25 protein-coding genes are annotated in these 26,969 nt (G+C 74.4%); 14 read left to right on the forward strand and 11 right to left on the reverse strand.

The features are described from left to right. The first annotated feature begins 40 nt into the window (after nt 1–40). Nucleotides 41–1,519: a M4 family metallopeptidase gene (locus ACTWM8_RS08725; RefSeq protein WP_446213347.1), complete on the forward strand. Its 1,479-nt coding sequence runs from the start codon at nt 41–43 to the stop codon at nt 1,517–1,519. A 221-nt stretch (nt 1,520–1,740) separates the two neighbouring features. On the opposite strand, the gene ACTWM8_RS08730 is transcribed toward ACTWM8_RS08725, so the two are convergent. After that, a complete protein-coding gene (locus tag ACTWM8_RS08730; RefSeq protein WP_446213348.1) occupies nt 1,741–2,526 on the reverse strand; it encodes a pyrimidine reductase family protein in 786 nt (261 codons plus the stop codon). A 150-nt stretch (nt 2,527–2,676) separates the two neighbouring features. Between ACTWM8_RS08730 and ACTWM8_RS08735 the strand changes: the two genes are divergently transcribed. The 6 genes from ACTWM8_RS08735 (at nt 2,677) to ACTWM8_RS08760 (ending at nt 9,251) form a co-directional block, all read left to right on the forward strand. After that, the gene (locus ACTWM8_RS08735; RefSeq protein WP_446213349.1) at nt 2,677–3,222 is read left to right on the forward strand and encodes a plasmid pRiA4b ORF-3 family protein; all 546 of its coding nucleotides are present in this window, start codon (nt 2,677–2,679) and stop codon (nt 3,220–3,222) included. 233 nt (nt 3,223–3,455) lie between these two features. Then, nucleotides 3,456–4,751, forward strand: a complete 1,296-nt coding sequence (locus ACTWM8_RS08740) for an ABC transporter substrate-binding protein (RefSeq protein ID WP_446213350.1) — start codon at nt 3,456–3,458, stop codon at nt 4,749–4,751. A 112-nt stretch (nt 4,752–4,863) separates the two neighbouring features. Further along, complete coding sequence (locus tag ACTWM8_RS08745) at nt 4,864–5,832, forward strand: carbohydrate ABC transporter permease (protein ID WP_446213351.1); 969 nt, start codon at nt 4,864–4,866, stop codon at nt 5,830–5,832. 11 nt (nt 5,833–5,843) lie between these two features. Further along, the gene (locus tag ACTWM8_RS08750; RefSeq protein ID WP_446213352.1) at nt 5,844–6,686 is read left to right on the forward strand and encodes a carbohydrate ABC transporter permease; all 843 of its coding nucleotides are present in this window, start codon (nt 5,844–5,846) and stop codon (nt 6,684–6,686) included. After that, entirely contained in the window at nt 6,683–8,116 is a 1,434-nt protein-coding gene (locus ACTWM8_RS08755; RefSeq protein WP_446213353.1) for a GH1 family beta-glucosidase, read from the forward strand. The genes ACTWM8_RS08750 and ACTWM8_RS08755 overlap by 4 nt, the downstream gene beginning before the upstream one ends. Before the next feature lie 88 nt (nt 8,117–8,204). Further along, nucleotides 8,205–9,251, forward strand: a complete 1,047-nt coding sequence (locus ACTWM8_RS08760) for a LacI family DNA-binding transcriptional regulator (RefSeq protein WP_446213354.1) — start codon at nt 8,205–8,207, stop codon at nt 9,249–9,251. A gap of 273 nt (nt 9,252–9,524) precedes the next feature. Here the strand turns inward: ACTWM8_RS08760 and ACTWM8_RS08765 are convergent, their stop codons facing one another. Next, nucleotides 9,525–10,643, reverse strand: a complete 1,119-nt coding sequence (locus ACTWM8_RS08765) for a phosphotransferase family protein (protein ID WP_446213355.1) — start codon at nt 10,641–10,643, stop codon at nt 9,525–9,527. Between the two features lie 149 nt (nt 10,644–10,792). Here ACTWM8_RS08765 and ACTWM8_RS08770 point away from each other — a divergent pair, with 149 nt between their 5' ends. Both ACTWM8_RS08770 and ACTWM8_RS08775 read left to right on the forward strand, forming a co-directional pair. Then, nucleotides 10,793–11,494, forward strand: a complete 702-nt coding sequence (locus ACTWM8_RS08770; protein ID WP_446213356.1) for an amino acid-binding protein — start codon at nt 10,793–10,795, stop codon at nt 11,492–11,494. Nucleotides 11,495–11,582: 88 nt separating this feature from the next. Next, nucleotides 11,583–12,680, forward strand: coding sequence for a GNAT family N-acetyltransferase (locus ACTWM8_RS08775; protein ID WP_446213357.1), 1,098 nt, complete (start codon nt 11,583–11,585; stop codon nt 12,678–12,680). A gap of 293 nt (nt 12,681–12,973) precedes the next feature. On the opposite strand, the gene ACTWM8_RS08780 is transcribed toward ACTWM8_RS08775, so the two are convergent. The 3 genes from ACTWM8_RS08780 to ACTWM8_RS08790 all read right to left on the reverse strand — a co-directional run bounded on the left by ACTWM8_RS08780 (nt 12,974) and on the right by ACTWM8_RS08790 (nt 16,593). Continuing rightward, entirely contained in the window at nt 12,974–13,378 is a 405-nt protein-coding gene (locus ACTWM8_RS08780) for a VOC family protein (RefSeq protein ID WP_446213358.1), read from the reverse strand. A 20-nt stretch (nt 13,379–13,398) separates the two neighbouring features. Then, nucleotides 13,399–14,964, reverse strand: a complete 1,566-nt coding sequence (locus ACTWM8_RS08785; RefSeq protein WP_446213359.1) for an aldehyde dehydrogenase family protein — start codon at nt 14,962–14,964, stop codon at nt 13,399–13,401. A 360-nt stretch (nt 14,965–15,324) separates the two neighbouring features. Continuing rightward, nucleotides 15,325–16,593, reverse strand: a complete 1,269-nt coding sequence (locus tag ACTWM8_RS08790) for an LPXTG cell wall anchor domain-containing protein (RefSeq protein WP_446213360.1) — start codon at nt 16,591–16,593, stop codon at nt 15,325–15,327. Nucleotides 16,594–16,747: 154 nt separating this feature from the next. On the opposite strand from ACTWM8_RS08790, the gene ACTWM8_RS08795 reads away from it, so the two are divergent. Then, on the forward strand, nt 16,748–17,800 hold the full coding sequence (locus ACTWM8_RS08795) for a GlxA family transcriptional regulator (RefSeq protein WP_446213361.1): 1,053 nt from the start codon (nt 16,748–16,750) through the stop codon (nt 17,798–17,800). Between the two features lie 13 nt (nt 17,801–17,813). Here ACTWM8_RS08795 and ACTWM8_RS08800 read toward each other — a convergent pair whose 3' ends face one another. The 4 genes from ACTWM8_RS08800 to bioB all read right to left on the reverse strand — a co-directional run bounded on the left by ACTWM8_RS08800 (nt 17,814) and on the right by bioB (nt 20,903). Further along, nucleotides 17,814–19,043, reverse strand: a complete 1,230-nt coding sequence (locus tag ACTWM8_RS08800) for a YbfB/YjiJ family MFS transporter (protein WP_446213362.1) — start codon at nt 19,041–19,043, stop codon at nt 17,814–17,816. Between the two features lie 141 nt (nt 19,044–19,184). Then, complete coding sequence (locus ACTWM8_RS08805) at nt 19,185–19,691, reverse strand: GNAT family N-acetyltransferase (RefSeq protein ID WP_088963257.1); 507 nt, start codon at nt 19,689–19,691, stop codon at nt 19,185–19,187. A 4-nt stretch (nt 19,692–19,695) separates the two neighbouring features. After that, the gene (bsaP, locus tag ACTWM8_RS08810) at nt 19,696–19,911 is read right to left on the reverse strand and encodes a biotin synthase auxiliary protein BsaP (RefSeq protein WP_154942939.1); all 216 of its coding nucleotides are present in this window, start codon (nt 19,909–19,911) and stop codon (nt 19,696–19,698) included. Next, nucleotides 19,908–20,903, reverse strand: a complete 996-nt coding sequence (bioB, locus tag ACTWM8_RS08815; RefSeq protein ID WP_238450585.1) for a biotin synthase BioB — start codon at nt 20,901–20,903, stop codon at nt 19,908–19,910. The genes bsaP and bioB overlap by 4 nt, the downstream gene beginning before the upstream one ends. Nucleotides 20,904–21,115: 212 nt before the next feature. Between bioB and ACTWM8_RS08820 the strand changes: the two genes are divergently transcribed. The 4 genes from ACTWM8_RS08820 to ACTWM8_RS08835 are packed head-to-tail and all read left to right on the forward strand — an operon-like array spanning nt 21,116 to nt 25,223. Continuing rightward, entirely contained in the window at nt 21,116–22,252 is a 1,137-nt protein-coding gene (locus ACTWM8_RS08820) for an 8-amino-7-oxononanoate synthase (protein WP_446213363.1), read from the forward strand. After that, the gene (gene bioD, locus ACTWM8_RS08825) at nt 22,249–22,977 is read left to right on the forward strand and encodes a dethiobiotin synthase (RefSeq protein ID WP_446213364.1); all 729 of its coding nucleotides are present in this window, start codon (nt 22,249–22,251) and stop codon (nt 22,975–22,977) included. The genes ACTWM8_RS08820 and bioD overlap by 4 nt, the downstream gene beginning before the upstream one ends. A 54-nt stretch (nt 22,978–23,031) precedes the next feature. Next, entirely contained in the window at nt 23,032–24,561 is a 1,530-nt protein-coding gene (locus ACTWM8_RS08830) for a sensor histidine kinase (RefSeq protein ID WP_446213365.1), read from the forward strand. 11 nt (nt 24,562–24,572) lie between these two features. Next, nucleotides 24,573–25,223 carry a response regulator transcription factor gene (locus ACTWM8_RS08835; RefSeq protein WP_280836525.1) on the forward strand — a complete coding sequence of 217 codons (651 nt, stop codon included), beginning with the start codon at nt 24,573–24,575 and terminating at the stop codon, nt 25,221–25,223. A gap of 24 nt (nt 25,224–25,247) precedes the next feature. Here ACTWM8_RS08835 and ACTWM8_RS08840 read toward each other — a convergent pair whose 3' ends face one another. After that, on the reverse strand, nt 25,248–26,048 hold the full coding sequence (locus ACTWM8_RS08840; RefSeq protein WP_446213366.1) for an ABC transporter permease subunit: 801 nt from the start codon (nt 26,046–26,048) through the stop codon (nt 25,248–25,250). Then, nucleotides 26,045–26,968 (reverse strand): ATP-binding cassette domain-containing protein, encoded by a 924-nt coding sequence (locus ACTWM8_RS08845; protein WP_446213367.1) that lies wholly within the window; start codon nt 26,966–26,968, stop codon nt 26,045–26,047. The genes ACTWM8_RS08840 and ACTWM8_RS08845 overlap by 4 nt, the downstream gene beginning before the upstream one ends. Nucleotide 26,969: the final 1 nt, after the last annotated feature.

Here is a 26,969-nt window from a genome sequence, read left to right on the forward strand (position 1 = left end):
CGGCCTCGCCACGGCCGCTCTCCTCGCCACCGCTGCCACGGTGCCGACCGCCGCCGCGGCGGCGCCCGGCGTCTCCGGTGACTCGTTCACCCGGGCGGTCGCCCAGCTCAAGGCGCACTCCGGCGCCGGGCTCGCGGCGGACGGCCAGAGCTTCACCCTGCGTCAGGTCGCCACCGACGCGGACGGCACCGAGCACGTCCGGCTCAACCGCTACTCCGACGGCCTGCCGGTGCTCGGCGGTGACGTCGTGGTGCACCTCGGCAAGGGCAACGCGTGGCGGGGCGCCAGCCAGAGCCTGACCGCCGCCCCGCGGCGCGCCCCGAAGGCGAAGCTGAGCACGGCCGCCGCCGGCCGGGTCGCGCTCGCCGCGTCCACCGCCACCGGTCGCACCGTCTCCGGCACCCAGCTGGTGCACGACGCCGACCAGGCCGGCACCGCCCTGGCGTACGAGGTGGTGGTCGGCGGCACCTACGCCGACGGCACCCCGAGCGAGCTGCACGTGCTGGTCGACGCCACCACCGGCGCGGTCCGCGACTCCTGGGAGGGCGTGCAGCGCGACGGCACCGGCAACACCTTCCACTCCGGTTCGGTGACCGTGGGCAGCACGGCCGCCGGCGGCACCTACCAGCTCGCCGACGCCACCCGCGGCAACCACCGCACGTACGACCTCAACGGGGGCACCAGCGGCACCGGCACCCTGGTCACCAACGCCGGCAACGTCTTCGGTGACGGCACCCTGGCCAACCGGCAGACGGCCGCCGCGGACGCGGCGTACGGCGCGCAGAAGACCTGGGACTACTACCAGAGCACCCACGGCCGCAGCGGCATCCGCAACGACGGGGTCGGCGCGTACAGCCGGGTGCACTACAGCAGCAACTACGCCAACGCGTTCTGGAGCGACTCCTGCTTCTGCATGACGTACGGGGACGGCGGCTCCGGTTGGTACCCGCTGACCTCGCTGGACGTGGCCGGGCACGAGATGACCCACGGCATCACCAGCAACACGGCCGGCCTGCGCTACAGCGGTGAGTCCGGCGGCCTGAACGAGGCCACCAGCGACATCTTCGGCACGCTGGTGGAGTTCTCCGCCGCGAACAGCAGGGACCCGGGCGACTACCTGATCGGCGAGAAGCTGCGCAGCAGCGGCGTCCCGCTGCGCTACATGGACAAGCCCTCGAAGGACGGCTCGTCCGCCGACTGCTGGTCCAGCGGCGTCGGCCGGCTGGACGTGCACCACTCCTCCGGCGTGGCGAACCACTTCTTCTACCTGCTCGCGGTCGGCAGCGGCTCCTCGTCGTACGGCACCAGCCCGACCTGCAACGGCAGCACCGTGGCCGGCATCGGCAACGCCAAGGCCGGCGCCATCTGGTACCGCGCGCTGACCACCTACATGACCTCGCGGACCAACTACGCCGGGGCGCGCACCGCCACCCTGTCGGCCGCCCGGGACCTGTACGGCGCGGGCAGCGTCGAGTACAACACGGTCGCCGCCGCCTGGTCGGCCGTGAGCGTCAACTGACCGGCTGAGCCGCCGGCGGGCGGATTCCTCCGCCACCCGCCGGGGGAGCACGGCTCGTGCCACGGGCGCGGGTACGCCGACCGGCGTGCCCGCGCCCGTCGTCGTGGCCGGGGCGGACTGTCCGCGTACCCCCTCCGGTGGCGGCCGGGGGACGGCCCGGCGCGGCCGGGGCACGCCCGGCGGCCGGCGGACCCGGTGGACCGCTGCGGTCCCGGCGACCGCTAGGCGGGCGGGGCGGCTCCGGCGGGTGGCGGCCCGGCGGCGTCGCGGGCGTGGCGCAGCATCAGCACGCCGTCGTCGGCGGCGAGCACGTGCCGCAGCGGCAGCTCCCGGGGCCCGCCCGGGGCACCGGCGGTGATCCGGCCGGGGCCCGCCCCGGCGAGCAGCGGGGCGACGGTCAGGCAGAGCTCGTCGACCAGGTCGGCGGCGGTCAGCGCGCCGAACAGGTGCGGGCCGCCCTCGCAGAGCACCTGGCCCAGCCCCCGCCGGCGCAGCTCGGCCAGGCCGACGGCCAGGTCCACCCGCTCGTCGCCGCAGCGGACCAGCTCGGCGACGTCGGTCAGCCCCGGGGGCGGCGCGGCGGCGGCGTGGGTCAGCACCACGGGTCGCACCGGCGCGTCGGCGAACGCGGCCTGCGCCGGATCGAGGTCCAGCGACCCGGAGACGACCACCAGGGTGGGGTACTCGGGCAGACCCCGCTCGCGCCGCCAGGCCCGGCGCGGCTCGCTCAGCCGCACCGCGCGGTAGCCCTCGTGCCGCAGCGTGCCGGCGGCCACCAGCAGCCCGTCGCAGAGCATCCGGAGCAGCCCGAATACCCGCTTGTCCGGCTCACCGGAGAGCCCGGCGGAGTAGCCGTCCAGGGTGACCGCGCCGTCGAGGCTGGCCACGAAGTTGACCCGCAGGTGCGGGTGGTCGGCGCGACCGTAGAGCGCGGTCAGCTCGGCGTCGTCCAGGGGCGGGGTGGCCGGCGTCGGCCAGATCCGGCGGATCGGGGTTCCGACGGTCATTCGCCGGCCGGACCGGTGACCGGAGGGGTGGGTCCGGGGGTACGGTGCTGGCAGTCGCACCACTTCCGGCCGGGACAGTCGTCGTGCCGCCGCTCCCGGCAGGCTCGGCAGATCATGTCGGCAGCCTATGCGGTGGGAGGAGGGGGCAGCATGCCACGTCAGATCTTCCAGCTGAAGATGTCCCTGGCCGGGGTCCGCCCGCCGGTCTGGCGGCGGGTGCTGGTACCCGGCGGCTACACCCTCGACCGGCTGCACCGGGTCGTGCAGCACGCGATGGGCTGGCGCGACTGCCACCTGCACTCGTTCGAGATCGACGGGGTGCAGTACGGCGAGCCGGACCCGGACGGCGAGCTGTCGCTCCGCGACGAGCTGGACGTCCGGCTCGACGCGGTTCTCGGCAAGGGCAGCAGGCTCCGCTACACCTACGACTTCGGCGACTGGTGGGAGCACGACCTGGTGGTGGAGGACGCCTTCACCGCCGACCCGGAGGAGCGGTACCCGTCCTGCCTGGACGGCGAGCGCGCCGGCCCGCCGGAGGACGTCGGCGGCCCGTCCGGCTACCTGCTCCTGCTCGCCGCGCTCGCCGACCCGCGGCACCGGGAGCACGCGGCGATGCGGGATTGGGCGGGCGGCGGCTTCGATCCCGCCCGGTTCGACCCGGGGCGGGCCAGCACCCTGCTGCGTCACCTCTGCTGATCCCCTCCGTCCGCTGAGGACCGGTCGAGGGCATCGGCCGTAACGATCTGGGAACGCTCCCATCGGTCTATTGACACCCCTGACACCTCGCGGCAATCTCATGGGAGCGTTCCCAAGACGTGGCGCGGATCACCACGCACACCGCCCGGGCCGACCCGGTCCGCCGGCGGCGGGAGCGCGCAGATCACCCCCCACCACACAAACCCAGCCTCACCACTGAAAGAGGGGTCAGGATGAGCGTCACCACGCGGCGTACCCGCCTCGCGGCCGCCGCCCTGGCCGCGGTCACCGCACTCGGCGGTCTCGCGGCCTGCGGCAAGGACGACGACGCCACGGCGTCCGGCGGGAAGCCCGCCAAGCTGGTCGTGGACACCTTCGGCGAATTCGGCTACGACGAGATCGTCAAGCAGTACGAGAAGGACACCGGCATCAAGGTCGAGCTGCGCAAGACCGCGCAGCTCAACGAGTACCGGCCGAAGATCGTCCGGGCGCTGGCCACCGGCAAGGGCGCGGCCGACGTGGTCGCCCTGGAGGAGGGCATCCTCAACGAGTTCAAGTCGAACCCGGCGAACTGGGCCGACCTCGGCAAGCTGGTCGCCAAGGACCACAGCAGCGAGTACCTGCCCTGGAAGTGGGAGCTGGGCAAGGCGCCGGACGGCCGGCTGATCGGCCTGCCCACCGACGTCGGCAGCCTCGCCGTCTGCTACCGGCGTGACCTCTTCCAGGCCGCCAAGCTGCCCGTCGAGCGCGACCAGGTCGCGGCCCTCTGGCCGGACTGGAACGGCTTCATCGAGACCGGCAAGAAGTACCGGGCCGCCACCGGCAAGGGCATGCTCGACTCGGTGACCACCGCCTCCAGCGCCGTGATGTTCCAGCAGGGCGGCGACCTGTTCTACGACTCCAACGACAACGTCGTCGCCGACAGCAGCGCCTCGGTGAAGAGCGCCTGGGACACCGCGATCGCGATGGCCGACGCCAACATCACCGCCGAGACGGCCACCTGGTCGCCCGAGTGGTCGGCCGGCTTCAAGCAGGGCACCTTCGCCGCGACCTTCTGCCCGTCCTGGATGCTCGGCATCGTCGCGGACAACTCCGGCCCGGAGAACAAGGGCAAGTGGGACGTGGCGCCGGTCCCCGGCGGCGCGGGCAACTGGGGCGGCTCCTGGCTCGCCGTGCCGACCCAGAGCAAGTACCCCAAGGAGGCGGCGAAGCTCGCCGAGTACCTGACCAACGCGCAGAGCCAGGTGGCGGCGTTCAAGCTCAAGGGCCCGCTGCCGACCAACCTCGAGGCGCTGAAGAACCCGGAGTTCCTCGCCTACACCAACGAGTACTTCAACAACGCCCCGACCGGCAAGATCTTCGGTGACAGCGTCTCCAAGATCCAGCCGCTGCACCTCGGTCCGAAGCACCAGGCCGTGAAGGAGAACGCCTTCGAGCCGGCGCTGCGGTCGTACGAGAACGGGCAGTCGACCAAGGACAAGGCCTGGGAGCAGTACGTCAAGGACGCCAAGACCCAGGGCGCCTTCTGATCACTGACCCACCACGGCGGGTGGCGTCCGGGTCTCCCGGGCGCCACCGGCCGCGTCCCGTTGCACGTACCGCCCGCCTCACCGGCCCCGCCGGCGCCGGAAAGGATCCCGCATGAGCCTGTCGGCCACGACCGCGCCGCCGTCACCCACGGCGTCGCCGCCCCCACCCACCCGGCGCCGCCGCCGGGCGCTGTCGCTCAACCGCCTCGACCTCAAGCTCTCCCCGTACCTCTACGTCGCCCCGTTCTTCGTCATCTTCGGCATCTTCGGGTTCTACCCGATGCTGCGCACCGCGTGGATGTCGCTGCACGACTGGAACCTGATCGGCGAGCACAGCTTCATCGGGGTGGACAACTACACCCGGCTGTTCACCGACGAGTACTTCTGGAACGCGACGGTCAACACCTTCGGCATCTTCCTGCTCTCGACGATCCCGCAGCTGCTGCTCGCGCTCTTCCTGGCGACCCTGCTCAACCGCACGTTCCTGCGCGCCCGGACGCTCTTCCGGATGGCCATCTTCATGCCGAACGTGGTGTCGGTCGCCGCCGTGGCGATCGTCTTCGGCATGCTCTTCCAGCGCGACTTCGGCCTGATCAACTGGCTGCTCGGCCTGGTCGGGATCGACGCGGTGGACTGGGACGCGCAGCGGTGGAGCTCCTGGACCGCCATCGCCTCCATGGTCAACTGGCGGTGGACCGGCTACAACACGCTCATCCTGCTGGCCGGGATGCAGGCCATCCCCAAGGACCTCTACGAGGCGGCGGCCATCGACGGCGCCAACCAGTGGAAGCAGTTCTGGCGGATCACCCTGCCGATGCTCACGCCGACCTTCGTCTTCGTGGTCACCCTCTCCACCATCGGCGGGCTCCAGCTCTTCACCGAGCCGCTCGTCTTCGCCAACGGCAACATCATCGGCGGCGACCAGCGCGAGTTCCAGACCCTGGCCATGTACATGTACGAACTGGGTATCGAGAACCTCAACACCGCCGGGTACGGCGCCGCCGTGGCCTGGGCGATGTTCGTGATGATCGCCCTGGTCTCGCTGGTCAACTTCCTGCTCGTCCGCCGTACGGTCAAGTGAGGAGCGACCGAGTGAACTCCGCGTCCCAGCGCCTCTGGCGCACCAGCCCGCTGATGTACGTCGCCCTCGTGCTGGCGGTGCTCTTCTCGATCTACCCCTTCTACTACATGGTCGTCATCGCCACCCGCAGCCTGGACTCGATCAACGACGTGCCGCCGCCGGTCACCCCGGGCGGCGCGTTCGGCGACAACGTCGACCGGGTGCTCGACAACGACGCCGCGAACTTCCTCACCGGCCTGCTCAACTCGCTGATCGTGGCCGGCGTGGTGACCGTCTCGGTGGTGATCACCGGGTCGCTGGCCGGCTTCGCCTTCGCCAAGCTGCGCTTCCGGGGCCGCAACATCCTGCTGCTGTCGATCATCGTGACCATGATGATCCCGACCCAGCTGGGCCTCATCCCGCTCTGGGGCATGATCCAGGACCTCGGCTGGTACGACACCCTCTACGCGGTGACCGTGCCCTTCCTGGTCAGCGCCTTCGGCGTCTTCATGATGCGGCAGTACGCCACCCAGGCCATCTCCGACGAGCTGATCGAGGCCGGCCGGGTCGACGGGGCCAGCACCTTCCGGATCTTCTGGAACATCGTGCTGCCCGCGCTGCGCCCGGCCGCGGCCGTGCTCGGCCTGCTCACCTTCATGGAGACCTGGAACTCCTACCTGTGGCCGTACGCCGTGCTCACCCCGGAGAATCCGACCCTGCAGGTGTCCCTGGCGTTCCTCTCGTACGCCTACTACACCGACTACTCGCAGGTGTTCGCCGCGACCGCCATCGGTACCGTGCCGTTGGTGCTCGTGTTCGCCCTGTTCGGCCGCCAGATCATTGGCGGGATCATGGAAGGTGCCGTCAAGTCGTGAGCAACCCAGACCACCCGCCCGCAGTCGGCGTACTCGACCAGGGGCCGGAACTGATCTTCCCGCCCGGCTTCCTGTGGGGCGCGGCGACCGCCGCGTACCAGATCGAGGGGGCGGCCACCGAGGGTGGCCGGACCCCGTCGATCTGGGACACGTTCAGCCACACCGAGGGGCGGGTGGTCGCCGGGCACACCGGTGACGTGGCCTGCGACCACTACCACCGGATGCCGTCGGACGTCCGGCTGATGGCCGAGCTGGGCCTGAAGTCGTACCGGTTCTCGGTGTCCTGGCCGCGGGTGCAGCCGGGCGGCTCGGGCCCGGCCAACACCGAGGGCCTGGACTTCTACCGGCGGCTCGTCGACGAGCTGCTGGGGCACGGGATCGAGCCCTGGCTGACCCTCTACCACTGGGACCTGCCCCAGCCGCTGGAGGACGCCGGCGGCTGGCCGGCCCGGGACACCGCCGGCCGGTTCGCCGACTACGCCGAACTCGTCGCGGACGCCCTCGGCGACCGGGTGACGTACTGGACGACGCTGAACGAGCCCTGGTGCTCGGCGTTCCTCGGCTACGGCTCGGGCGTGCACGCGCCCGGCCGCTCGGACGGGGCGGACGCCGTCCGCGCCGGGCACCACCTGATGCTCGGCCACGGGCTGGCGGTGCAGGCGCTGCGGGCGTCCCGGCCGCAGGCCCAGCTCGGCATCACCGTCAACCTCTACCCGGTCACCCCGGCCAGCGACGCGCCCGCCGATGTCGACGCGGCCCGGCGGATCGACGCGCTGGCCAACCGGTTCTTCCTCGACCCGGTGCTGCGCGGGTCGTACCCGACCGACCTCGCCGCCGACCTGCGCGAGGTCACCGACTTCGGGCACGTGCGCGACGGCGACCTCGCGGTCATCTCCACCCCGCTGGACCTGGTCGGCGTCAACTACTACAGCCGGCACGTGGTCGCCGCCCCGGTCGAGGGCGCCGAGCCGGAGCCGTACTGGCGGGCGCCGTCGTGCTGGCCGGGCAGCGAGGACGTCCGGTTCGTCACCCGGGGCGTGCCGGTCACCGACATGAACTGGGAGATCGACGCCCCCGGCCTGACCGAGACGCTGCGCCGGGTCCACGAGGAGTACACCGACCTGCCGCTCTACGTCACCGAGAACGGCTCCGCCTTCGTCGACGCGGTCATCGACGGGCAGGTCGACGACGTCGACCGGCTGGCGTACTTCGACGCCCACCTGCGGGCGGCGCACGAGGCGATCAGCGCGGGGGTGCCCCTGCGCGGCTACTTCGCCTGGTCGCTGATGGATAATTTCGAATGGGCCTGGGGCTACACCAAGCGGTTCGGCATGGTCTGGGTCGACTACGACAGTCAGGCCCGTATCCCCAAGTCCAGCGCCAGGTGGTACGCCGAGGTGATCCGACGTAACGGTCTGGCCGCACAATAGGCGAAGGCCAGCCAGTTCTCCGGGCGGCTCCGCGCCCACCCGCTCCCCACGGGTGGCGCGGATCCGCCCGACGTCGGAGGAGCAGACGATGACAACGCAGCGCACCCGGTCGCTCGGGCGCCCGACCCTCGACGCGGTCGCCGCCCGCGCGGGCGTCGGGCGCGGCACGGTCTCCCGGGTCGTCAACGGCTCGCCGCAGGTCAGTCCGGAGGCTCGGGCCGCCGTCCAGCAGGCCATCGCGGAGCTGGGGTACGTGCCGAACCGGGCCGCCCGGGCGCTGGTCACCCAGCGGACCGACTCGGTGGCCCTGGTGGTCTCCGAGTCCGGCGACCGGGTCTTCACCGAGCCGTTCTTCGCCGGCATCGTCCGGGGCGTCAGCTCCGGGCTGCTGGAGACGCCGTTGCAGCTCTGGCTGGCCATGGTGCAGTCCCCGATCGAGCGGGAACGGGTCGAGCACCACCTGACCAACCAGCACGTGGACGGGGTGCTGCTGCTGTCGCTGCACGACTCCGACCCGCTGCCCACCCTGCTGGAGGAGCGCGACCTGCCCACCGTGCTCGGCGGCCGGCCCGCGCGGATGCTCCAGCCCGGGGCGCGGCCGTCCTGGTTCGTCGACGTGGACAACGTCGGCGGCGCGCGGCAGGCGGTGGAGCACCTGGCCCAGCTGGGCCGGCGCCGCATCGCCACCATCGCCGGCCCGCAGGACATGGGCGCCGGCCTGGCCCGTCTCACCGGCTACCGGGACGCCGTCCGGGCCGCCGGGGCCGAGGTCGACCCCCGCATGATCGCGTACGGGGACTTCAGCGAGGGCAGCGGCGCGGCCGGGATGCGCCGGCTGCTGGAGGTCTGCCCCGACCTGGACGCGGTCTTCGTCGCCTCCGACCTGATGGCGTTCGGCGCGCTGCGTACCCTGCGCGAGGCGGGGCGTCGGGTGCCCGAGGACGTCGCCGTCATCGGCTTCGACGACGCCCCGATCGCCCGGCAGGCCGATCCGCCGCTGACCACCGTCTTCCAGCCGGTCGAGGAGATGGGCCGCCAGATGGCGCGGCTGCTGGTCGCCCGCATCCGCGGCGACGAGATCCCCGCCCCCCACATCCTCCTCGACACCCAACTCATCCACCGCGCCTCCGCCTGACCCCCCACCGCCGGCCGCCGCCACCCCCCAAGATCCGCGCACTTTCCGAGAAAGCGTGGCTATTCACGGCCGAATAGCCACGCTTTCTCAGAAAGTGCGGGCGGAGGGCGTGGGCCAGGGGCGCGTGGGAGTGGGGCGCGGTGCAGTGCGCGGGGTACGGGGGCGCGCGGGGTGGGGGAGTGCGGGGTCAGGCGGGGGCGGTCCGGGGGCGGAGTTCGCGCTTGGTGCGGGATCCCGTGGGCCTCGGCGGGGCGGGCGTCGAGCCCGCCGTCGTCACCCCTCCCGGGCTGCGCGCAGGCCGTGCTCGACCAGTGGGGCCACCATGTCGCCGATGCGGTCGAAGCCGGGGCCGAGCGTCTGCCCGAGGGTGTGCCGGTAGTGGATGCCCTCGCAGATCACCGCGAGCTTGAAGCAGCCGAGCGCGACGTGCCAGTGCAGCGGCCCGACGTCGACGTCGCTGCGGCCGGCGTACCGCTCGATCAGTTCGGCGCCGGTGGGGAAGCCGGCGCGCGGGCCGAGGCCGTCGGCGACCGGGTTGCCGGCGGCGAGGTCGCTGTCGCCCAGCACGTCCCAGTAGGTCAGCAGCAGGCCGAGGTCGGCCAGCGGGTCGCCGAGGGTGGCCATCTCCCAGTCGAGCACGGCGCGCACCGACACCGGGTCGACGGTGGCGAGGAGGTTGTCCAGCCGGTAGTCGCCGTGCACGATCCGCCCGGCGTTGGCGCCCTCCGGAACGGTGCCGCCGAGCAGGTCGCGCAGCTCGTCGATGCCGGGCAGCGGACGGCTGCGGGACCGGTCGAGCTGGCCGGCCCAGCGACGTACCTGCCGGCCGAGGTAGCCCTCGGGGCGGCCGAAGTCGGCGAGCCCGACCGCGGCCGGGTCGACGGTGTGCAGCGCGGCGAGGGTGTCCATCATCGCCAGGGCCAGGTCGCGCCGCTGCTCGGGGCGGAGCGGGTCGGTCTGGGCGCGGCTGCGGAACACCTCGCCGCGGACCCGCTCCATCAGGTAGAACGGCGCGCCGAGCACGTCGGTGTCGGCGCAGTGCAGCAGCGCCGCCGGGACCGGTACGTCGGTGGGCGCGAGGGCGGAGATCACCCGGAACTCGCGGGCCATGTCGTGCGCGGTGGCCAGCACGTGCCCCAGCGGGGGTCTCCGCAGCACCAGCTCCCGCTCGCCGACGCGCAGCAGGTACGTCAGGTTCGACTTGCCCCCGGCGATCAGGGTGGCCGACAGCGGCGCGTCGGCCAGCTCGGGCCGGTGGGTGGCCAGGTAGCCGGCGAGCCGGTCGAGGTCCAGCCCCCTGGGCGACCCGCTCCGCCCGGCGGCGGTGGGCGCGGTGTCGGGGGCGGCCGGAGAACTTCCCGGCCGGAGCGCGTCGACGGCCGGATCGGTCATCCGAATAGTTGATGGCAGCTCAGCTTTCTTGTCAAGCCGGGGATTTCCCCCCGGGACATGCCGCTGCAACAGGGGCGAAATGGTCAACCGGCAGGCTGGTGCCCAGCCTGCCGGCCGCCACGGTCGGCCCGCCGAGCGGAGGGACAGACATGTTGCTGAGAGTTCGGGTGACCCTGCCGGACCGTCCCGGCACGCTCGGCCAGGTGGCCCGGACGCTCGGCGTCTCCGGCGCCGACATCGTCCAGGTGGTCGTCCTGGAACGGCTCGGCGGGCGGGCGGTGGACGACTTCACCGTGGTCTGGCCGGGCGCCGCCCGGGTGGAGCGGTTGCTGGCGGGTCTGGCCGCCATCCCCGGGGTACAAGTGGACGGGGTCTGGCGGGCGATCGGCGCGCCGACCACCACCGGCCAGGACGCCGAACTGCTGGCCCAGGTTGCCGCGAACCCCGCTGACGGGGTGGCCACCCTGGTCGACGCGGTGCCCGGGCTGCTCGCCGCCGACTGGGCGGTGGCCGCGGTCGTCCCGATGGACTGGGCCTCGCGGGCCGGCTCGGGGACGGCGACGGTGGGGCACGCGAGCTGGCGGGCGCCCCAGCCGCCGCTGCTGCCCGAGGTGACCCCACTGCGGGCGCGGGCACTGACCGGCACCGACGGCAGCCACTACGCGATCGCGCCGTTCGGCCGCAACGGCCTGGTGCTGGTGGTCGCGCGCGAGCACACCGAGCCGCTCACCGCGGCCGCCTTCCACTCCACCGAGGTGGACCGGCTGGCCCAGCTGGTCCGGGCCAGCGCGGTGATCCTCGGCGACCGGCTCGACCTGGTCGGGGCGCCCTCGGTGACCAGCGTCACCTGAGCACGGGCAACGGTTCCCGGGGTGTCACCGCGGGGCAACGGCGTGGCAACAGCGGCCCGGCAGTGTCGTAGGGGGGAAGGGAGCAGACATGGCGCTATGGCGGATTCGAGCCACCGTGGACGACCGGCCGGGCTACCTGTCGGTGCTCACGGCGAGTCTCGCGTTGCGGGGGGTCAACATCCTCACCGTGCAGGTGCACACCACCGAGGCCGGGGCGGTCGACGACTTCCTCGTCGACGCGCCGGACGCGGTGGGCGAGGCGGAACTGGTGGCCGCCGTGGAACGGGGTCGAGGACGGGACTGCTGGGTGGCGCGCAGCGAGGCGCGGGGCCTGGTGGACCAACCGACCCGGGTGCTCGGGCTGGCCACCCGGCTGGTCCGGGACCCGGACGCGACCGGGGAGATGCTGCGCGCCCTGCTCGGCGCGGACGAGGTGACCTGGCGACCGGCGCCGGCCGTCCCGCACGGCGGCGTCGGCGCGGCGAGCATGCTGGTGGCCGACCCGTGCGGCGGGTCGTACGAGCTGCGCCGGCGGGCGCCCAGCTTCACCCCGGCGGAGTACGCCCGGGCGCAGGCGCTGGTCGAGCTGGCGGCCACCGCGGCCCGCCGGGAGGCCGACCGGGTGACCCTGGTGCTGCCCGACGGCGGGGAGCTGGTGGTTCGCCCGGCCACCGTCGACGACCTGGCCGGCGTGGTGGACCTGCACGAGGCGTGCTCGGCGCGCAGCCGACAGCGCCGCTATCTCGGCGGGGGCGCGTTGCCGTCGCCGAGCCGGATGCGCCGGCTGCTGGAGCCGAGGCGGGGGACCACGCTGGTGGCGACGACCGGCTCCGGTGCGGGGGAGTCGGTGGTGGCGATGGCCAACCTGCTCGGCGAGGGCGACGAGGCCGAGGCGGCCCTGCTGGTGCGCGACGACTGGCAGCACCGTGGCCTCGGGTCGGCGCTGTTGCGCCGGCTGCTCGGGCAGGCCGGCCGGTCCGGGTACGAGGCCGTGGTGCTGCACGTCCAGGCGGAGAACACCCCGATGCTGCGCACCGTGCGCCGGCTCGGGCGGCCGACGCCGATCGAGCGGGACGGCGCGCTGCTGACCTTGACGGTGCCGCTGGTCGCCCGACCCGCGGGGCCGGCACGGCGTGCCCTGCCCTGGCAGGCGGACGCGACCACCCGGCGAGACCGGGCGGGCTGAGACGACGGTCGTGGCCGCGCCGGCCCGGGTACCAGCACCGGCGGCGGCGTGGGCGACGCTCACCGGCGCCGGGCGGCGTACCCACGTCGCCCGGCGCCACCGGGCCGACCTCCGGTGCGGAGGACGGTGAATCGGCAGGGCCCCCGGTGCGGGGGCCCTGCCCATGTCCGGCGGTCGGCGGCGGCCCCGCCACAGCGACGGAGGAACGCCGCCACGGCGAGCTGCGGAGGAACCAGCCATGGCGAGCCGCGGAGGAACCCGCCACGGCGAGCCGCAGCGGAACGCCGTCCGGGTCAGCCGAAGAAGAACCCGGCCCGGCGGTGACCCGAGACGCAGAACCGGTTCCCCTCGGTGTCGGCGAGCACGACGTAGGGCAGCTGGCCCGGTTCCGGCTCGGCCGGGTAGTGCCGCCAGTCGACCCGTTGCGCGCCGAGCGCGACCAGCCGCGCCACCTCGTCGTCGAGGTCACGGTCCCCCGCGTCCAGGTCGAGGTGGACGCGGGGGAACTCAGCCACCGGGCTGTCGCTGACGTCCATCGCGATCGCCGTGCCGGGGATCCCGGGTGGCGGCTCGACCACGATCCAGTCGTCGCCGTCGTAGCGCGGCGGCCGACGCACGTAGCCCAGGGCCGCGGCCCAGAACCGGCCGGCGCGGCGGTCGTCGGTCACGCCCAGCGAGATCTGCTCGATCCGTGCCATCGACCGAGGTCAGCCCGGCCTCAGGTGGCCGGGTAGCTGCTGTAGTCCGGGAAGTTGCCGTAGAGCCGGCCGTCGCCGCCCTGCGTGACCGCCTGCACCAGCAGGTCGCCGCCGACGAAGGCGCCCTTCCAGGAGGCGCCCCGGCCGCCGAACGGCTCCTCCCGGTCGCCCCGGGAACGCGGCTTGTTGATGCCGACCTTGAACGCCTGGAGGTCCACCGCGAGCTTGCCGGCCAGCTCCTCGTCGTCGCAGGCCAGCGAGGCCACCAGCGCGCCGTTGGAGGCGTTCATGGCGGCCAGCAGCTCGTCGGTGGTGTCCACCACGACGATGGTGTCGACCGGGCCGAAGGGCTCGGCGTGCATCAGCCGGGACCGGCCGGGCGGGGCGAGCAGCACCGCCGGCGCCACGTACGCCGAGGTGTCCTGCCCGTCGAGGAAGGGCGCGCCGTCGAGCTTGCCGCGGTGCAGCGGGACGGCGCCGCCGCGTACCGCCTCGTCGACCTTGCGGCGCAGCTCGTCGGCCTTGGCGGCGCTGATCAGCGGGCCGAAGTCCAGCTCGGGCAGCGGATCGCCGGCCTGCCAGGTCTCGTTCACCGCGAGCGGGTGTCCGAACCGGACGGAGCGCACCACGGGCAGGTACATGTCGAGGAACTCGTCGACCAGGTCACGCTGGACCACGAACCGCGGGTACGCGGTGCAGCGCTGCTTGCCGTACTCGAAGCCCTTCTTCAGGTGCGCGGCGAGCAGGTCCCACTGGGAGAAGTTCCAGACGCCCCAGGCGTTGAGGCCCTCCTGCTCGATGAAGTGCCGCTTGTCGGTGTCGAGCAGCGCGGCGGCCACCTTGCCGCCGTTGGACCGCCCGCCGACGAACGCGACGGCGCCGATCTCGGGTGCCCGGACGAGCACCTCGGAGAGTTCCTCGCCGCTGCCGGAGAGCAGGGTGGCGGGAAGCCCGGCGCGTCGCATCAGGGCGTGCGCCACGGTCAGGCAGACCGCGCCGCCCTGCGACGGGGTCTTGGCGATGACCGCGTTGCCGGCGAGCAGCTGCACCAGCTCGGCATGGACCAAGACGCTCATGGGGTAGTTCCACGAAGCAATGTTGCTGACCGGGCCCGGGAGCGGCTCGCGGCCGCCGGCCAGCATCCGGTCGATCTCCTCGACGTACCAGCGGACGCCGTCCAGCGCGCGGTCGACGTCGGCGCAGGCCAGCCGCCACGGCTTGCCGATCTCCCAGACCAGCAGCATGGCCAGCAGGTCGCGGTGCGCGGTGAGGGCGTCCAGCGCCTCGCCGACCCGCGCCTTGCGCTCGGCGAGCGGGGTCGCCGCCCAGTCGCGGTGCGCGGTGGCGGCGTGGGCGACCGCGGCGCGCGCGGTGTCGGCGTCCAACCGGGGCAGGTTGACCAGGACGGTGTTGTCGACCGGCGTGCGCACCGCGCTCGGCGTGCCGACCGCCTGCCACTGCCCGGAGACCAGGTTGTGCAGGGTGGTGACGCCGTCGACCTCGGGCCCGAAGGCCTCCGGTGCGGCGGCCGCCGCGCGGGCGAGCGTGTCGGACCAGGCGGTTCCGTCGGCGAGTCGTAGAGCCATCGCATTCTCCTCAGGGTCGACCGGGGGAGCGGCGGCGTCGACGGCACCGCTGGTGTCGCGTACTGTCCCGCGCCGGAAAGCGGCGCGGCAACAGTACGTTCGTATGCCGGAACGCGAGGCCCGCGCCGGATCGGTCCTGACGCGACCTTCCGGCCCGCGCAGCAGGGCCTTGACCTGCGCGTACGCCGACAATGCATTCACATGTCTCGATGATGTGATGAATCTCCGGGCGACATCGACCGGGTTACCCGTCAGTACGCAGGAACGCCGCGGACGGATCAACGCCCGACCGAACCGGTGCGCAAACGGCGACCGGCCGCCGGACGAGAAGTCCGGCGGCCGGTCGGGCGCTGAGCCAGATCAGCTGGTGAAGGTGATGTTGTCGCGCCGACGGCGCAGCATCAGCAGCACGCCGCCGCCGATCAGGACGAGACCGCCCAGCGCGATGCTGGCGGTCGCCACGCCGGTCGTCGGCAGGCTGCCGCCGTTGCCGCCACCGCCGCCCGTGCTCTGCGACGGCGAGCCGGAGACCGGCGTCGACGGCGAGGTTGACTCGGACGGGGAGCCCGACTCCGTCGGGGTGACCGAGCTGGTCGGGGAGGTCGACTCGGACGGCGAGCCCGACGGCTGCGGCGACTCGGAGGTCGTCGGCGAGGGGCTCGGCGACTGCGTCGGGGCGGTGCCGGCGCAGGCGTGGCTCAGGTTGAACTTGTCAGCCTCGCCGCTGATCGTGGCGGTGCCGTCGACCAGCGTCCACCCGGCCGGGGTGAAGAGGTAGGCGTGGATCATCCGGTCGGTGTTCCCGGCCGGGTAGAGGTGGTCCGGGTAGGCGTCGGTGCTGTCGGGCACCTTCACCGTCACCGTGTTGGTGCCGTCGCTGAAGGTCAGGGTCAGCGTCTCGAAGCTGCCGGACTCGGCGCCGCCGGGGAGCACGAAGTGCCAGCCGTCCTGCCCGGACGTCCGGCCGGCGAAGCGCTCGTCGTCGCACTTCTGCTCGGCATCGGCCGCCGTCGAGCCCTTGTGGGCGGGGTTGAGCGGGGCCGTGCTGCTCGCCCAGGCCGGGGTGGCGAAGGCGAGGCAGGCCGTGGCGGCAGTCGCGGTGAGGGCCGCGCGCGCCACGTACCGACGCTGGGGCATGAGTATTCCTCCGGGATCGGTAGAGGGGACGGCACATGATCCCATGCACGGCATCGAAATGCGACATCGGGCGAACGGCCTGAGCTGGGACGACGCGGCGGATCGGATCGGGAAATCCGGCCAAGTTGTAAGCCGTTCGCGGCGTGTCGATGTAACGCGGACGGGACTGTGGACGCTCCGCCCACCACCGTCCGGCAGAGGTTCTCGGCGTAGCCCCCGCACGCCGGCTTTGGTGGCGGCGGTCGCGCCGGCCAGCACCGCGCCCGGGCCGGCGGCGAGTACGGCCACCCACAACTGCTGGTCCCGCGTCAGCCGGCCGTTGCCGGTGAGCAGGACGCCCCGGCAGATGGGCCGCCAGCGTCCCGACCGGACCATGCCGCGTACCACGCCCTCGGTGAGCAGCCGGGTCGCCTGACCGGTGGTGACGACGCCGGCCTGCTCGAAGGTGAGCCAGTCCAGCGCGTCGGCCTCGTCGCCAGGAAGGGTGAGCACCACCCGCCGACCCTGTCCGGCGAGCCGGGACCGCGCCACCAGATCTTGGACACTTACCGTCCTGCCCGGACGGCAACTGTCCAAGATCTCCAGCGGCAGGCGGCTCCGGGTGAACCGGTCCGCCGGGCGGGAGGGCCTGGCTAGGCTCGACGGCGTGCGGGCCGCGGAACGCAGTGACACCGTGCTCTTCGTCGTCTACGACGGGGTACGGCTGCTCGACGTCACCGGGCCGCTGGAGGTCTTCACCGTCGCCAACGAGCACGGCGGGACGTACCGGCCGGTGGTCGCCTCCCCCGACGGCCGGGACGTGATCAGCAGCGCCGGGCTCCGGCTCGGCGCCGACGTGGCGCTGCCGGAGGTGACCGGGCCGATCGGCACGCTGGTGGTGCCCGGCGCGCCGGACTGGCAGGCCACCGCCGCCGACCGTCCCTTGCTCGACCAGGTCCGCCGGCTGGCGGCCGGCTCCTCGCGCACCGCGTCGGTCTGCGCGGGGGCCTTCACCCTGGCCGCCGCCGGGCTCCTCGACGGCCGCCGGGTGACCACTCACTGGGACCTGGCCGACCAGCTCGCCGCGCACTTCCCGGCGGTCACCGTCGACGCCGACCCGATCTTCATCGCCGACGGGCGGGTGATCACCTCGGCCGGCATCACCGCCGGCATCGACCTGACCCTCGCCCTGGTCGAGGCGGACCTCGGCCCGGAGACGGCACGCATGGTCGCTCGGCAGCTCGTCGTCTTCATGCAGCGCCCCGGCGGGCAGTCCCAGTTCAGCGTCCGGGCCGCCACGCCGAGCACCCGCAACGACGTGCTGCGGCGGGTGCTGGACACCATCGCCGCCGACCCGGCGCAGCCGTACGACCTGACCGGGCTGGCGGCCTTGGCCGGGGTCAGCCCGCGTCACCTGGGCCGGTTGTTCCGCACCGAACTGGGCACCACGCCGGCCGGGTACCTCGACCGGGTCCGGGTGGAGGCGGCCCAGGGGCTGCTGGAGCGCGGCGACGAGACCCTCGACGTGGTGGCCCGCCGGGTCGGCTTCGGCTCGCCGGAGACGATGCGCCGGACGTTCCTGCGGGAGCTGGGCATCACCCCGGGCGCCTACCGGTCCCGCTTCCGCACCACCGGGATCGACGAGCACCGGTCACCGTCCGACCCGGCCGGTGGGCGGGCCGCCCCCGACGACGACGCGCCGGGGACGGCCCCTGCCTGACCGGGTCCCCCGCTCAGCCGCGGGCGGCCAGCGCCGGCTCGCCGGTGCCCGGCGCGGCAGCCGGGGCGGGGTCGCGCTGGCGCAACGCGACCAGCCCGGCGGCGGCGAGCAGCCCCACCGACAGCCAGAGCCCGACCTCCACCCCGCCGGAGTCGGCGAGCAGGCCCGACAGCAGCGGGCCGACCGCCTGGCCCACCGAGAAGGCCACCGTCAGCAGGGCGATGCCGGCGGTCCAGCCGCTCGCCGGCAGGGCCCGGCGGGCGAGCACCGTGGCCGCCGTCGGACCGGCCATGAAGGAGCTGCCGAAGACCACCGCCGACACCACCGCCGCGGGCAGCCCGGCCGGCAGCAGCAGCACCGGCAGCACGCCGAGCAGCACCAGCAGGGAGACCAGCGCCGGCGCGCGGCCGCCCGCCAGCCGGCCGACCACCCGCCCCCACACGGTGAGCGTGGCGACCGCCGAGGCGAGGCCCAGCACCACGAAGAACGCGGCGACGCCGGGGGTGCCGAGGCCCCGGTCGCGCAGCAGCGCGATTACGAAGGTCAGGTAACTCACATAGCCAGCGCCGAAGAGCACGTACCAGCCGAACGTCGGGGCGAGCCGGGCCAGGTCCGCGCGGGGCAACCCCGCCCGGGTGAACCCGGCCACCGGCGCGACCCGCCGCACCGCGAACAGCGCCGGGCCGACCGCCAGCACCGCGACCACGCCCAGCAACAGCCAGCCGGAGCGCCAGCCGGCGTCCCCGGCCACGGTGAGCGCCGCCGGCACCAGCAGGCCCGACAGCGCCACGCCGACACCCACCCCGGCCATGTAGATCGCCACCAGCAGCGCGCCCCGTCGCTGCCCGTCGCCGGTGGCGACCCGGGCGGCGAGCGCCGAGCCGAGGACGAAGGCGACCGCGGTGGTCAGGCCCCCGACGAACCGCAGCAGGTTCAGCACCGGGTAGTCGGCGGTGGTCCCGGTGAGCAGCAGGGCCAGCGCGCCCACCGCCAGGGTGCCGACGAAGGCGGCGCGGTCCCCGAACCGGCGGGCCCAGAACACCGCCGTGCCGGCGCCGATCACGTAACCCGCGGCGTTCGCCGTGTTCAGGCCGCCGGCCTGGGCGTACGTCCAGTGCAGGTCGTCGCGCATGGCCGGCAGCAGCAGCGCGTACGCGAACCGGGTGAAGCCGAGCGCGACGACCGGCCCGGCGGCCAGGCCGAGCGCGGTCAGCGGTTCCCGCCAGCGCGGGGATCGGGACATGGTTCCTCCTTGGTCGGCGGGCTCGTCTGCCCGCTGATCAGGTGGAACCGGGTGGGGTGGGTGGGTGATGGCCGGCGTTTAGGACAGCCCACCCTCGGATCGGGACATGCCGGGTCCCAGCCCGGATGACCGGAACGTGGCTCAGTCGGCCAGTTCGTCGGCGAGCAGCTCCATCAGCAGCGCATCGTGCCAGGTGCCGTCCTCGCCGCGCTCGTAGCGGCGCATGATGCCGACCGGCCGGAAGCCGACCTTCGCGTACGCCCGGATCGCGGCGGTGTTCGCCGCCGCCGGGTCGATGGTGAGCCGGTGGTGGCCGTGCGCGGCGACCAGGTGCCGGGCCAGGGTGCGGATCGCGTCCCCGCCCAGCCCCGAGCCGTGCACCGCCGGGTCGAGGTAGATGTCCAGCGCGGCGTGCCGGTAGTCCGGGTCCGGCTCGGCGTAGTACTGGACCAGGCCGACCACCCGCCCGTCGTGCTCGACGGCGTACGCGATCAGGTCGTCGTCGGCCAGCTCGGCGCGGACCGCCGCGGCCAGGTCGTCGCCGCCGCGCCACCACCGGCGCACCTCGGCCGTGGCCCGGATCGCCGCGAGGGCGGGCACGTCCGCGTCCGTCACCGGTCGCAGGATCACGCTCCGCCCCCGCAGCATCGCCTCAGCCCCGGATCTCGCCGTGCTCGACGCAGGTCGCCGACCAGCCGACCGGCAGCACCTGCACCTTCATCCGGCGGCGGCAGCGCGCGCAGTAGCGCGGCGGCTCCAGCGCCCGGGCCGCCGCGCACGCCGCGTGCGGACCGGCCGTGGCGTCCTCGCCGCAGCGGTCGCACCAGGTCACCGCCGGCTCCACAACGTCGGTCACGGTCGGCCTCACAGCGTGGCGGAGAGCGCCTTGACGGGCATCTTCAGGTCGTCGAGCAGCTGCAGGTCGGCGGTCGCCGGCCGGCCCAGGGTGGTCAGGTAGTTGCCGACGATCACCGCGTTGATGCCGCCCAGCAGGCCGTCCCGGGTGCCCAGGTCACCGAGGGTGATCTCGCGGCCGCCCGCGTACCGGAGGATGGTGCGCGGCATGGCCAGCCGGAACGCGGCGATGGCCCGCAGCGCGTCCTTGCCCTCCACCACCGGCCGGTCACCGAGCGGGGTGCCGGGGCGGGGGTTGAGGAAGTTCAGCGGCACCTCGTGCGGGTCCAGCTCGGCGAGCTGCGCGGCGAACTCGGCCCGCTGCTCCACCGTCTCGCCCAGGCCCAGGATGCCGCCGCAGCAGACCTCCATGCCGGAGTCGCGGACCATCCGCAGCGTCTCCCAGCGCTCCTCCCAGGAGTGCGTGGTGACCACGTTCGGGAAGTAGGAGCGGCAGGTCTCCAGGTTGTGGTTGTAGCGGTGCACGCCCATGTCGACCAGCTCGTCGACCTGCTCCTGGCTGAGCATGCCGAGCGACGCGGCGACCTGGATGTCGACCTCCGCCTTGATGGCGGCGACACCCTCGCGCATCTGCTTCATCAGCCGGGCGTCCGGGCCGCGCACGGCGGCCACGATGCAGAACTCCGTCGCCCCGGTCGCCGCGGTCTGCTTCGCCGCCTCGACCAGCGAGGGGATGTCCAGCCAGACCGACCGGACCGGCGAGGTGAACAGACCGGACTGCGAGCAGAAGTGGCAGTCCTCCGGGCAGCCGCCGGTCTTCAGCGACACGATGCCCTCGACCTCGACCTCCGGGCCGCACCAGCGCATCCGCACGTCGTGGGCGAGCTGGAGGGCGGCGGGCAGGTGCTCGTCGGGCAGGTTCAGCACGGCGAGGACTCCGGCCTCGTCGAGGCCGACGCCGTTCTCCAGCACCTGGGTACGGGCCTGGTCGAGGATCTCTGGCATGGCTCGTACCCTACAAGGCCGCCCCGGGGCGGGAAAACGGCCGAGGTCGAGCGCTCGCCCAGCGTTACCGGCACCCCGGTGCGGCGGCCCTGCGCCACGCCGGTGCCGGCCGGGCGGGTGGTAATTTCGCCCGGCGGCGCGTTGCTCGCCGACGACCTCCTCCGCGCCGGATGCCGGGGAGGCGAGCTGCGCGGCGGAGGGAGACGGTGACGGTGGCGGACTGGCTGGCGGCCCTGGAGCGCCGCGCCGAGCTGCGGGCCAAGGCGGGGCTGACCCGCACGCTGCGCCCGCGCGCCGCCGACGACGCCGTGGTCGACCTCGCCGGCAACGACTACCTCGGCCTGGCCACCCACCCCGAGGTCACCGCCGCCGCCGCGCGGGCGCTGTCCGCGTACGGGCTTGGCGCCACCGGGTCGCGGCTGGTGCGCGGCTCCACCGACGCCCACCACGCGCTGGAGGACACCCTCGCCGAGTGGCTCGGCGCCGACCGGGCGCTGGTCTTCTCCTCCGGCTACCTGGCCAACCTCGGCGCGGTCCGGGCCCTGGTGCAGCCCCGTACGCTGCTCGTCTCCGACGCCCACAACCACGCCTCGCTGATCGACGGCTGCCGGATCTCCGGCGCCGAGACGGTGGTGACCCCGCACGCCGACGTCGACGCGGTGGCCGCCGCGCTCGCCGCCGCCCCCGGCCGCCCGGCCGTCGTGGTGACCGAGTCGGTCTTCTCCGTCGACGGTGACCTCGCCCCGCTGGCCCGGCTGCACGCCGTCGCCCGGGCGTACGGCGCGTTGCTGCTGGTCGACGACGCGCACGCGCTCGGCGTCACCGGGCCGGGCGGCGCCGGCGGGGTGGCCGCCGCCGGCCTGGCCGGCCAGCCGGACGTGGTGGTCACCGCCACCCTGTCCAAGGCGCTCGGCGGGTCGGGCGGGGTGGTCGCCGGCCCGGCCGAGTTCGTCCGGCACCTGGTCGAGACCGGACGCACGTTCATCTTCGACACCGCGCTGCCCCCGGCGGTGGCGGCCGGCGTGCGGGCCGCCGTGACGCTGGCCCGGGCCGGCGACGACCTGCGGGCGGAGCTGGCCGACCGGGCCGCGCTGGCGGTCCGCCGGCTCGGCGCGGCGGGGCTGACCGTCTCCGCCCCCGACGCGGCCGTGGTGTCGGTGACCGCGCCCGGCCCCGAGGCCGCCACCACGTGGGCCGCCGACTGCCGCGACCGTGGCGTCGCGGTCGGCTGCTTCCGGCCGCCCTCCACCCCGGACAGCCGCTCCCGGCTGCGGCTCACCATCTCCGCCGGGGTACCGCGGGCGGAGTTCGAACGGGCCCTGGAGGTCATCGTGGAGTGTGCCCCATGACCGAACCGTGGAAGGGTGCGGTGCTGGTGACCGGCACCGACACCGAGGTGGGCAAGACGGTGGTGACCGCCGCGGTCGCGGCCGCCGCGCAAGCCGCCGGCCTGCGGGTCGCCGTGGTCAAGCCCGGCCAGACGGGTACGGCCACCGGCGAGCCCGGCGACGTCGACTCGGTGACCCGGCTGGCCGCCCCGCTGACCGGGCGGACCCTGGCCAGCTACCCGGACCCGCTCGCCCCGCTCGCCGCGGCCCGGGTCGCCGAGCTGGAGCCGCTGGAGCTCTACACCGCCGTCGACGCCATCCGCGAGGAGATCGACAAGCACGACCTGGTGCTCATCGAGGGAGCCGGCGGGCTGCTCGTACCGATGGGGTTGCGCCCCTCCGGAGAGCCGTGGACCGTCGCGGACCTCGCGGTCTCCCTCGACGCCCCCGCCGTGGTGGTGGCCCGGGCCGGTCTCGGCACGCTCAACCACACCGCGCTGACCCTGGAGGCGCTGGAGCGGCGGGCCGTCCCGGCCGGCGTGGTGATCGGCGCCTGGCCGACGGAGCCGGAGTTGGTGCACTGGGCCAACCTCACCGACCTGGTGCCCGACCTGCTCGGCGCGCTGCCGGCCGGCGCCGGGGCGATGGACCCGGGCGTGTTCCGCCGCTCCGCCCCCGGCTGGCTCACCCCCGCCCTCTACGGGGTGCTGGACGACTGGCGCGCCTGGGCCGAGGACATCAGCTGACCACCTGACCTTCGTCGGTGCCCGGGTCCGTCGGGCGTCGGTAGCCTGGCCGACGTGCGCGAACGCGAGATCTGGCGCCGGGTGGACCGCCGGGTGGCCGGCGACGTGGCGCTCTGGGCCGGGCTCGCCGCCCCGGTGGCGTACGCCCGGCTGACCCCGCCCTACGAGCGGTACGCCGTACCCCTGCTGGTCGGCTCGGTGCTGCTGCTGGCCGCGGCGGTGGTGGTGGGCCGGCGGCTGCCGGCGGTGGCCGTACTGCTGGTGCTGCTCGGCTCGGTGGTGGACGGCAACTTCGTCTTCGCCCTGCTGGTGTTCAGCTACCTGGCCGGGCGGCGCGGGGAACGGGCGGCCCCCGCCGGGGTGCTCTTCGCCGTGGTGGCGGCCGGCGGCACGGTGCTGCACCTGGTGCTGCTGGACACCGGCATGGCGACCTGGTTCCTGCTCAGCTGCGTGCTGCTGGGCGCCGGGGTGTTTCCCTGGCTGGTGGGCCGCTACCGGCGGCAGCAGCAGGCGCTGGTGCTGGCCGGCTGGGAGCACGCCGAGGCGGTGCAACGCGAGCAGCGGGGCGCCGCCGAGCGGATCCGGCTGCGGGAACGGGCCCGGATCGCCCAGGAGATGCACGACTCCCTCGGCCACGAGCTGAGCCTGATCGCGCTGCGCGCCGCCGCCCTGGAGGTCGCCGGCGACCTGGACCCGCGGCACCGGGCGGCGGCCGGCGAGCTGCGGGCCAGCGTGGCGGGGGCCACCGAGCGGCTGCACCGGATCATCGGGGTGCTCCGCGAGGCGGACGTGCCGGCCAGCACCCGCCCCGCCGGGGAGAGCGTCGCCAACCTGGTCGACGGCGCGCGCGAGGCGGGCATGGCGGTGCGCCTGGACCACCCGCCGGACGCCGCCGACCTGTCGGAGCTGACCGCCCACACCGCGCACCGGGTGGTCCGCGAGGCGCTGACCAACGCCGCCCGGTACGCCCCCGGCGCCCCGGTCACCGTCACCCTCACCGGCCTCGGCGACCGGGTTGAGGTGCGGGTGGTCAACGCGCCGCCGCCGGCCGGCCCGCTGCCCGGGCCGGCGTCGCACGGTTCCGGCCTGCTGGCGCTCCGCGAACGGGTACGGCTGGCCGGCGGCGTCCTCGACGCCGGCCCGACCGACGACGGGGGATTCGCCGTGGCGGCCCGGCTGCCGGTGGCCGACGCCGCCCCGCGCCCCGACTCCGGCGACGGGGGACGGGCCGGGGAGCCCGTGCGGCTGCGCGACGCCCGGCGCGGGGTGCGGCGCAGCCTGCTCGCCGCGCTCGCCGCGCCGCCGGCCGTCGCGCTGCTGCTGTCGCTGGTCTACTACCCGGTCGTCACCACCGGCGCGGTGCTGGACGGCCCGGCGTTCGACCGGATGCGGATCGGCACGCCCCGCTCCCAGCTGTCCGGGCTGCCCCGCCGCCAGGTCGAGCCGCCGCCCGACGCGCCGGCCACGACCGCCGACGTGACCTGCGAGTACTACACCGACGGCAACTTCCCGCTCGCCCAGCCGACCTGGCGGCTCTGCTTCGCCGACGGCCGCCTGACCAGCAAGGGACGGACCACGACGTGACCGCTGACGACGTGCCGGTGACGGTGCTGCTCGCCGACGACGAGGCGATGGTCCGGGCCGGGGTGCGGGCCATCCTCGCCGCCGACCCCGGCATCGAGGTGGTCGCCGAGGCCGGCGACGGCCGGGCCGCGGTGGAGCTGACCCGGGCGCACCGGCCCCGGGTCGCGCTGCTGGACATCCGGATGCCGAAGCTGGACGGGCTCGCCGCCGCCGCCGAGATCCGCCGGCTGGTGCCGGCGACGGCCACCGTCATGCTCACCACGTTCGGCGAGGACGAGTACGTGGCCCGGGCCCTCGGTCACGGCGCCAGCGGCTTCCTGCTCAAGGCCGGTGACCCCCGGGAGCTGCTCGCCGGGGTGCGGGCCGTCGCCGAGGGCGGGGCGTACCTGTCGCCGCGGGTGGCCCGCCGGGTGATCGAACTCAACGGCGACCGGATGGCCCGGGTGCCGGCGGCCCGGGACCGTACGGCCGGGCTGACCGACCGGGAGCGTGAGGTGCTCGGCCTGGTCGGGGCGGGGCTGTCCAACGCGGAGATCGCCCGCCGGCTCTTCCTCACCGAGGGCACCGTGAAGGGCTACCTGACCAGCATCTTCACCCGGCTGGACGTGCGCAACCGGGTGCAGGCGGCGATCATCGCGTACGAGGCGGGGCTGGCCGGCTGACCGGCCCGCCCCGCCCCGTGCCGCTCAGGCGTCGCGGCGGCGCAGCGCGGCCCGGCCCACCGCCAGCGCCGCGCCGGCCCAGCCGGCCAGCAGCACCAGACCCACCACCGGCGGGTACGGGTCGGTGTCCCCGGCCAGGAAGTGCCCGCCGGCCACCCCCGGGAACGCGTCGGAGATCCGGGTGAGCACGGCGATGTCCGGCTCCCGCAACGACAGCGGCACGATCATCAGGACGGCGAAGAGCACGGTGAGGGTGAGCACGGCGCTGCGCAGCGCCGCCCCCAGACCCAGGGCGAGCACCCCCACCAGCGCCAGGTACGTCGCCGTCGTCAGCACGTCGCCGACCGTCCCGGCCAGCGGCGCCCGCCCCCACTCGCCGAGCAGGGGCCGGGCCGCGAGCACCCCGACCAGGCCGAGCAGCAGCCCGAAGGCGAACGTCACCGCGCCGGTCACCACCGCCTTGGCCAGCAGCATCCGGCCCCGCGACGGGGTGCCCTGCAGGGTGGTGCGGATGGTGCCGGTGGCGTACTCGCTGGTGATGGCGAGCAGGCCGAGCGCCAGCACCGCGTACTGGGTGAGTTCCAGCGCGCCGACCAGCACGCTGCCGACGGTGACCACGCCCCGGTCGTCGGCCGGGTCGTCGTTGGTGTTGGCGTTGGCCGCGTAGATCGCCAGTTGGGCCGAGGTGGCGGCCATCAGCAGCACCCCGGCCAGCACGGTCCACCAGGTGGCCCGCACCGACCAGAGCCGGGTCCACTCGGCGGCCACCGCGCCGGCGAGACCACCGCCCCGGGCGGCCGGGCGGGCGGGGGAGAGGGCGGTCACCGGGCACCTCCCGCGGCGTACTCGACCGCGTCGCCGGTCAGCCGCATGAACGCCTGTTCCAGCGTGACGGCCACCGGGCTCAGCTCGTGCAGCGGCATTCCCAGCTCGTACGCCAGGTCGCCGACCCGATCGGCGGTGACCCCGCTGACGGCCAGGCCGCGCGGGCCCTCGGCCGTGACCGCGTGCCCCTCGGCGGTGAGCCGTCCGGCCAGCGCGGCCAGCCCCTCCGGGTGTGGCCCGCGGACCCGCACGGCGGCGGTGGCGCCCGTGGCGAGCACCTCCGCGACGGGCGCGTCGGCGATCAGCCGGCCCTTGCCGATCACCACCAGGTGGGCGGCGGTCTGCTCCATCTCGCTCATCAGATGGCTGGAGAGCAGCACGGTCCGTCCCTCGGCGGCGAGGCCGGCGGTGAGCTGCCTGATCCAGCGCACCCCGTCCGGGTCGAGGCCGTTGACCGGCTCGTCGAACATCAGCACCGGCGGGTCGCCGAGCAGCGCGGCGGCGATGCCGAGCCGCTGCGCCATGCCGAGCGACAGGGTCCGTCCCGGCTTGGCAGCGGCCCGGTCGTCCAGGCCGGCCACGGCGAGCACCTCGTCGACCCGCCGGGCCGGGATGCCGTTGCTGCGGGCCATCGCCAGCAGGTGCGCCCGGCCCGCCCGCGCCGGGTGGATCGCCCGGGCGTCGAGCAGCGCCCCCACCTCCCGCAGCGGATGGCGCAACTCCCGGTACGCCCGCCCGGCGACCAGGGCCCGGCCGGCGGTGGGCCGGTCCAGGCCGAGCACCATCCGCATGGTGGTGGACTTGCCCGCGCCGTTGGGGCCGAGGAACCCGGTGACCCGCCCGGGTGCGATGTCGACGGTCAGGTCGTCGACGGCCGTCACCGCCCCGAACCGCTTCGTCAACCCACGTAATGTGATCATG

The sequence above is a fragment of the Micromonospora sp. IBSANI012 genome (assembly GCF_052814045.1).

Excerpts from the sequence above, each read along its gene's own strand:
- ACTWM8_RS08760 (WP_446213354.1), top strand. The coding sequence starts at position 8,205 with ATGACAACGCAGCGCACCCGGTCGCTCGGGCGCCCGACCCTCGACGCG.
- ACTWM8_RS08765 (WP_446213355.1), bottom strand. The coding sequence starts at position 10,643 with ATGACCGATCCGGCCGTCGACGCGCTCCGGCCGGGAAGTTCTCCGGCC.
- ACTWM8_RS08770 (WP_446213356.1), top strand. The coding sequence starts at position 10,793 with ATGTTGCTGAGAGTTCGGGTGACCCTGCCGGACCGTCCCGGCACGCTC.
- ACTWM8_RS08740 (WP_446213350.1), top strand. The coding sequence starts at position 3,456 with ATGAGCGTCACCACGCGGCGTACCCGCCTCGCGGCCGCCGCCCTGGCC.
- ACTWM8_RS08805 (WP_088963257.1), bottom strand. The coding sequence starts at position 19,691 with ATGCTGCGGGGGCGGAGCGTGATCCTGCGACCGGTGACGGACGCGGAC.
- ACTWM8_RS08735 (WP_446213349.1), top strand. The coding sequence starts at position 2,677 with ATGCCACGTCAGATCTTCCAGCTGAAGATGTCCCTGGCCGGGGTCCGC.
- ACTWM8_RS08745 (WP_446213351.1), top strand. The coding sequence starts at position 4,864 with ATGAGCCTGTCGGCCACGACCGCGCCGCCGTCACCCACGGCGTCGCCG.
- ACTWM8_RS08780 (WP_446213358.1), bottom strand. The coding sequence starts at position 13,378 with ATGGCACGGATCGAGCAGATCTCGCTGGGCGTGACCGACGACCGCCGC.
- ACTWM8_RS08845 (WP_446213367.1), bottom strand. The coding sequence starts at position 26,968 with ATGATCACATTACGTGGGTTGACGAAGCGGTTCGGGGCGGTGACGGCC.
- ACTWM8_RS08800 (WP_446213362.1), bottom strand. The coding sequence starts at position 19,043 with ATGTCCCGATCCCCGCGCTGGCGGGAACCGCTGACCGCGCTCGGCCTG.
- ACTWM8_RS08785 (WP_446213359.1), bottom strand. The coding sequence starts at position 14,964 with ATGGCTCTACGACTCGCCGACGGAACCGCCTGGTCCGACACGCTCGCC.
- bioB (WP_238450585.1), bottom strand. The coding sequence starts at position 20,903 with ATGCCAGAGATCCTCGACCAGGCCCGTACCCAGGTGCTGGAGAACGGC.
- ACTWM8_RS08730 (WP_446213348.1), bottom strand. The coding sequence starts at position 2,526 with ATGACCGTCGGAACCCCGATCCGCCGGATCTGGCCGACGCCGGCCACC.
- bioD (WP_446213364.1), top strand. The coding sequence starts at position 22,249 with ATGACCGAACCGTGGAAGGGTGCGGTGCTGGTGACCGGCACCGACACC.
- ACTWM8_RS08775 (WP_446213357.1), top strand. The coding sequence starts at position 11,583 with ATGGCGCTATGGCGGATTCGAGCCACCGTGGACGACCGGCCGGGCTAC.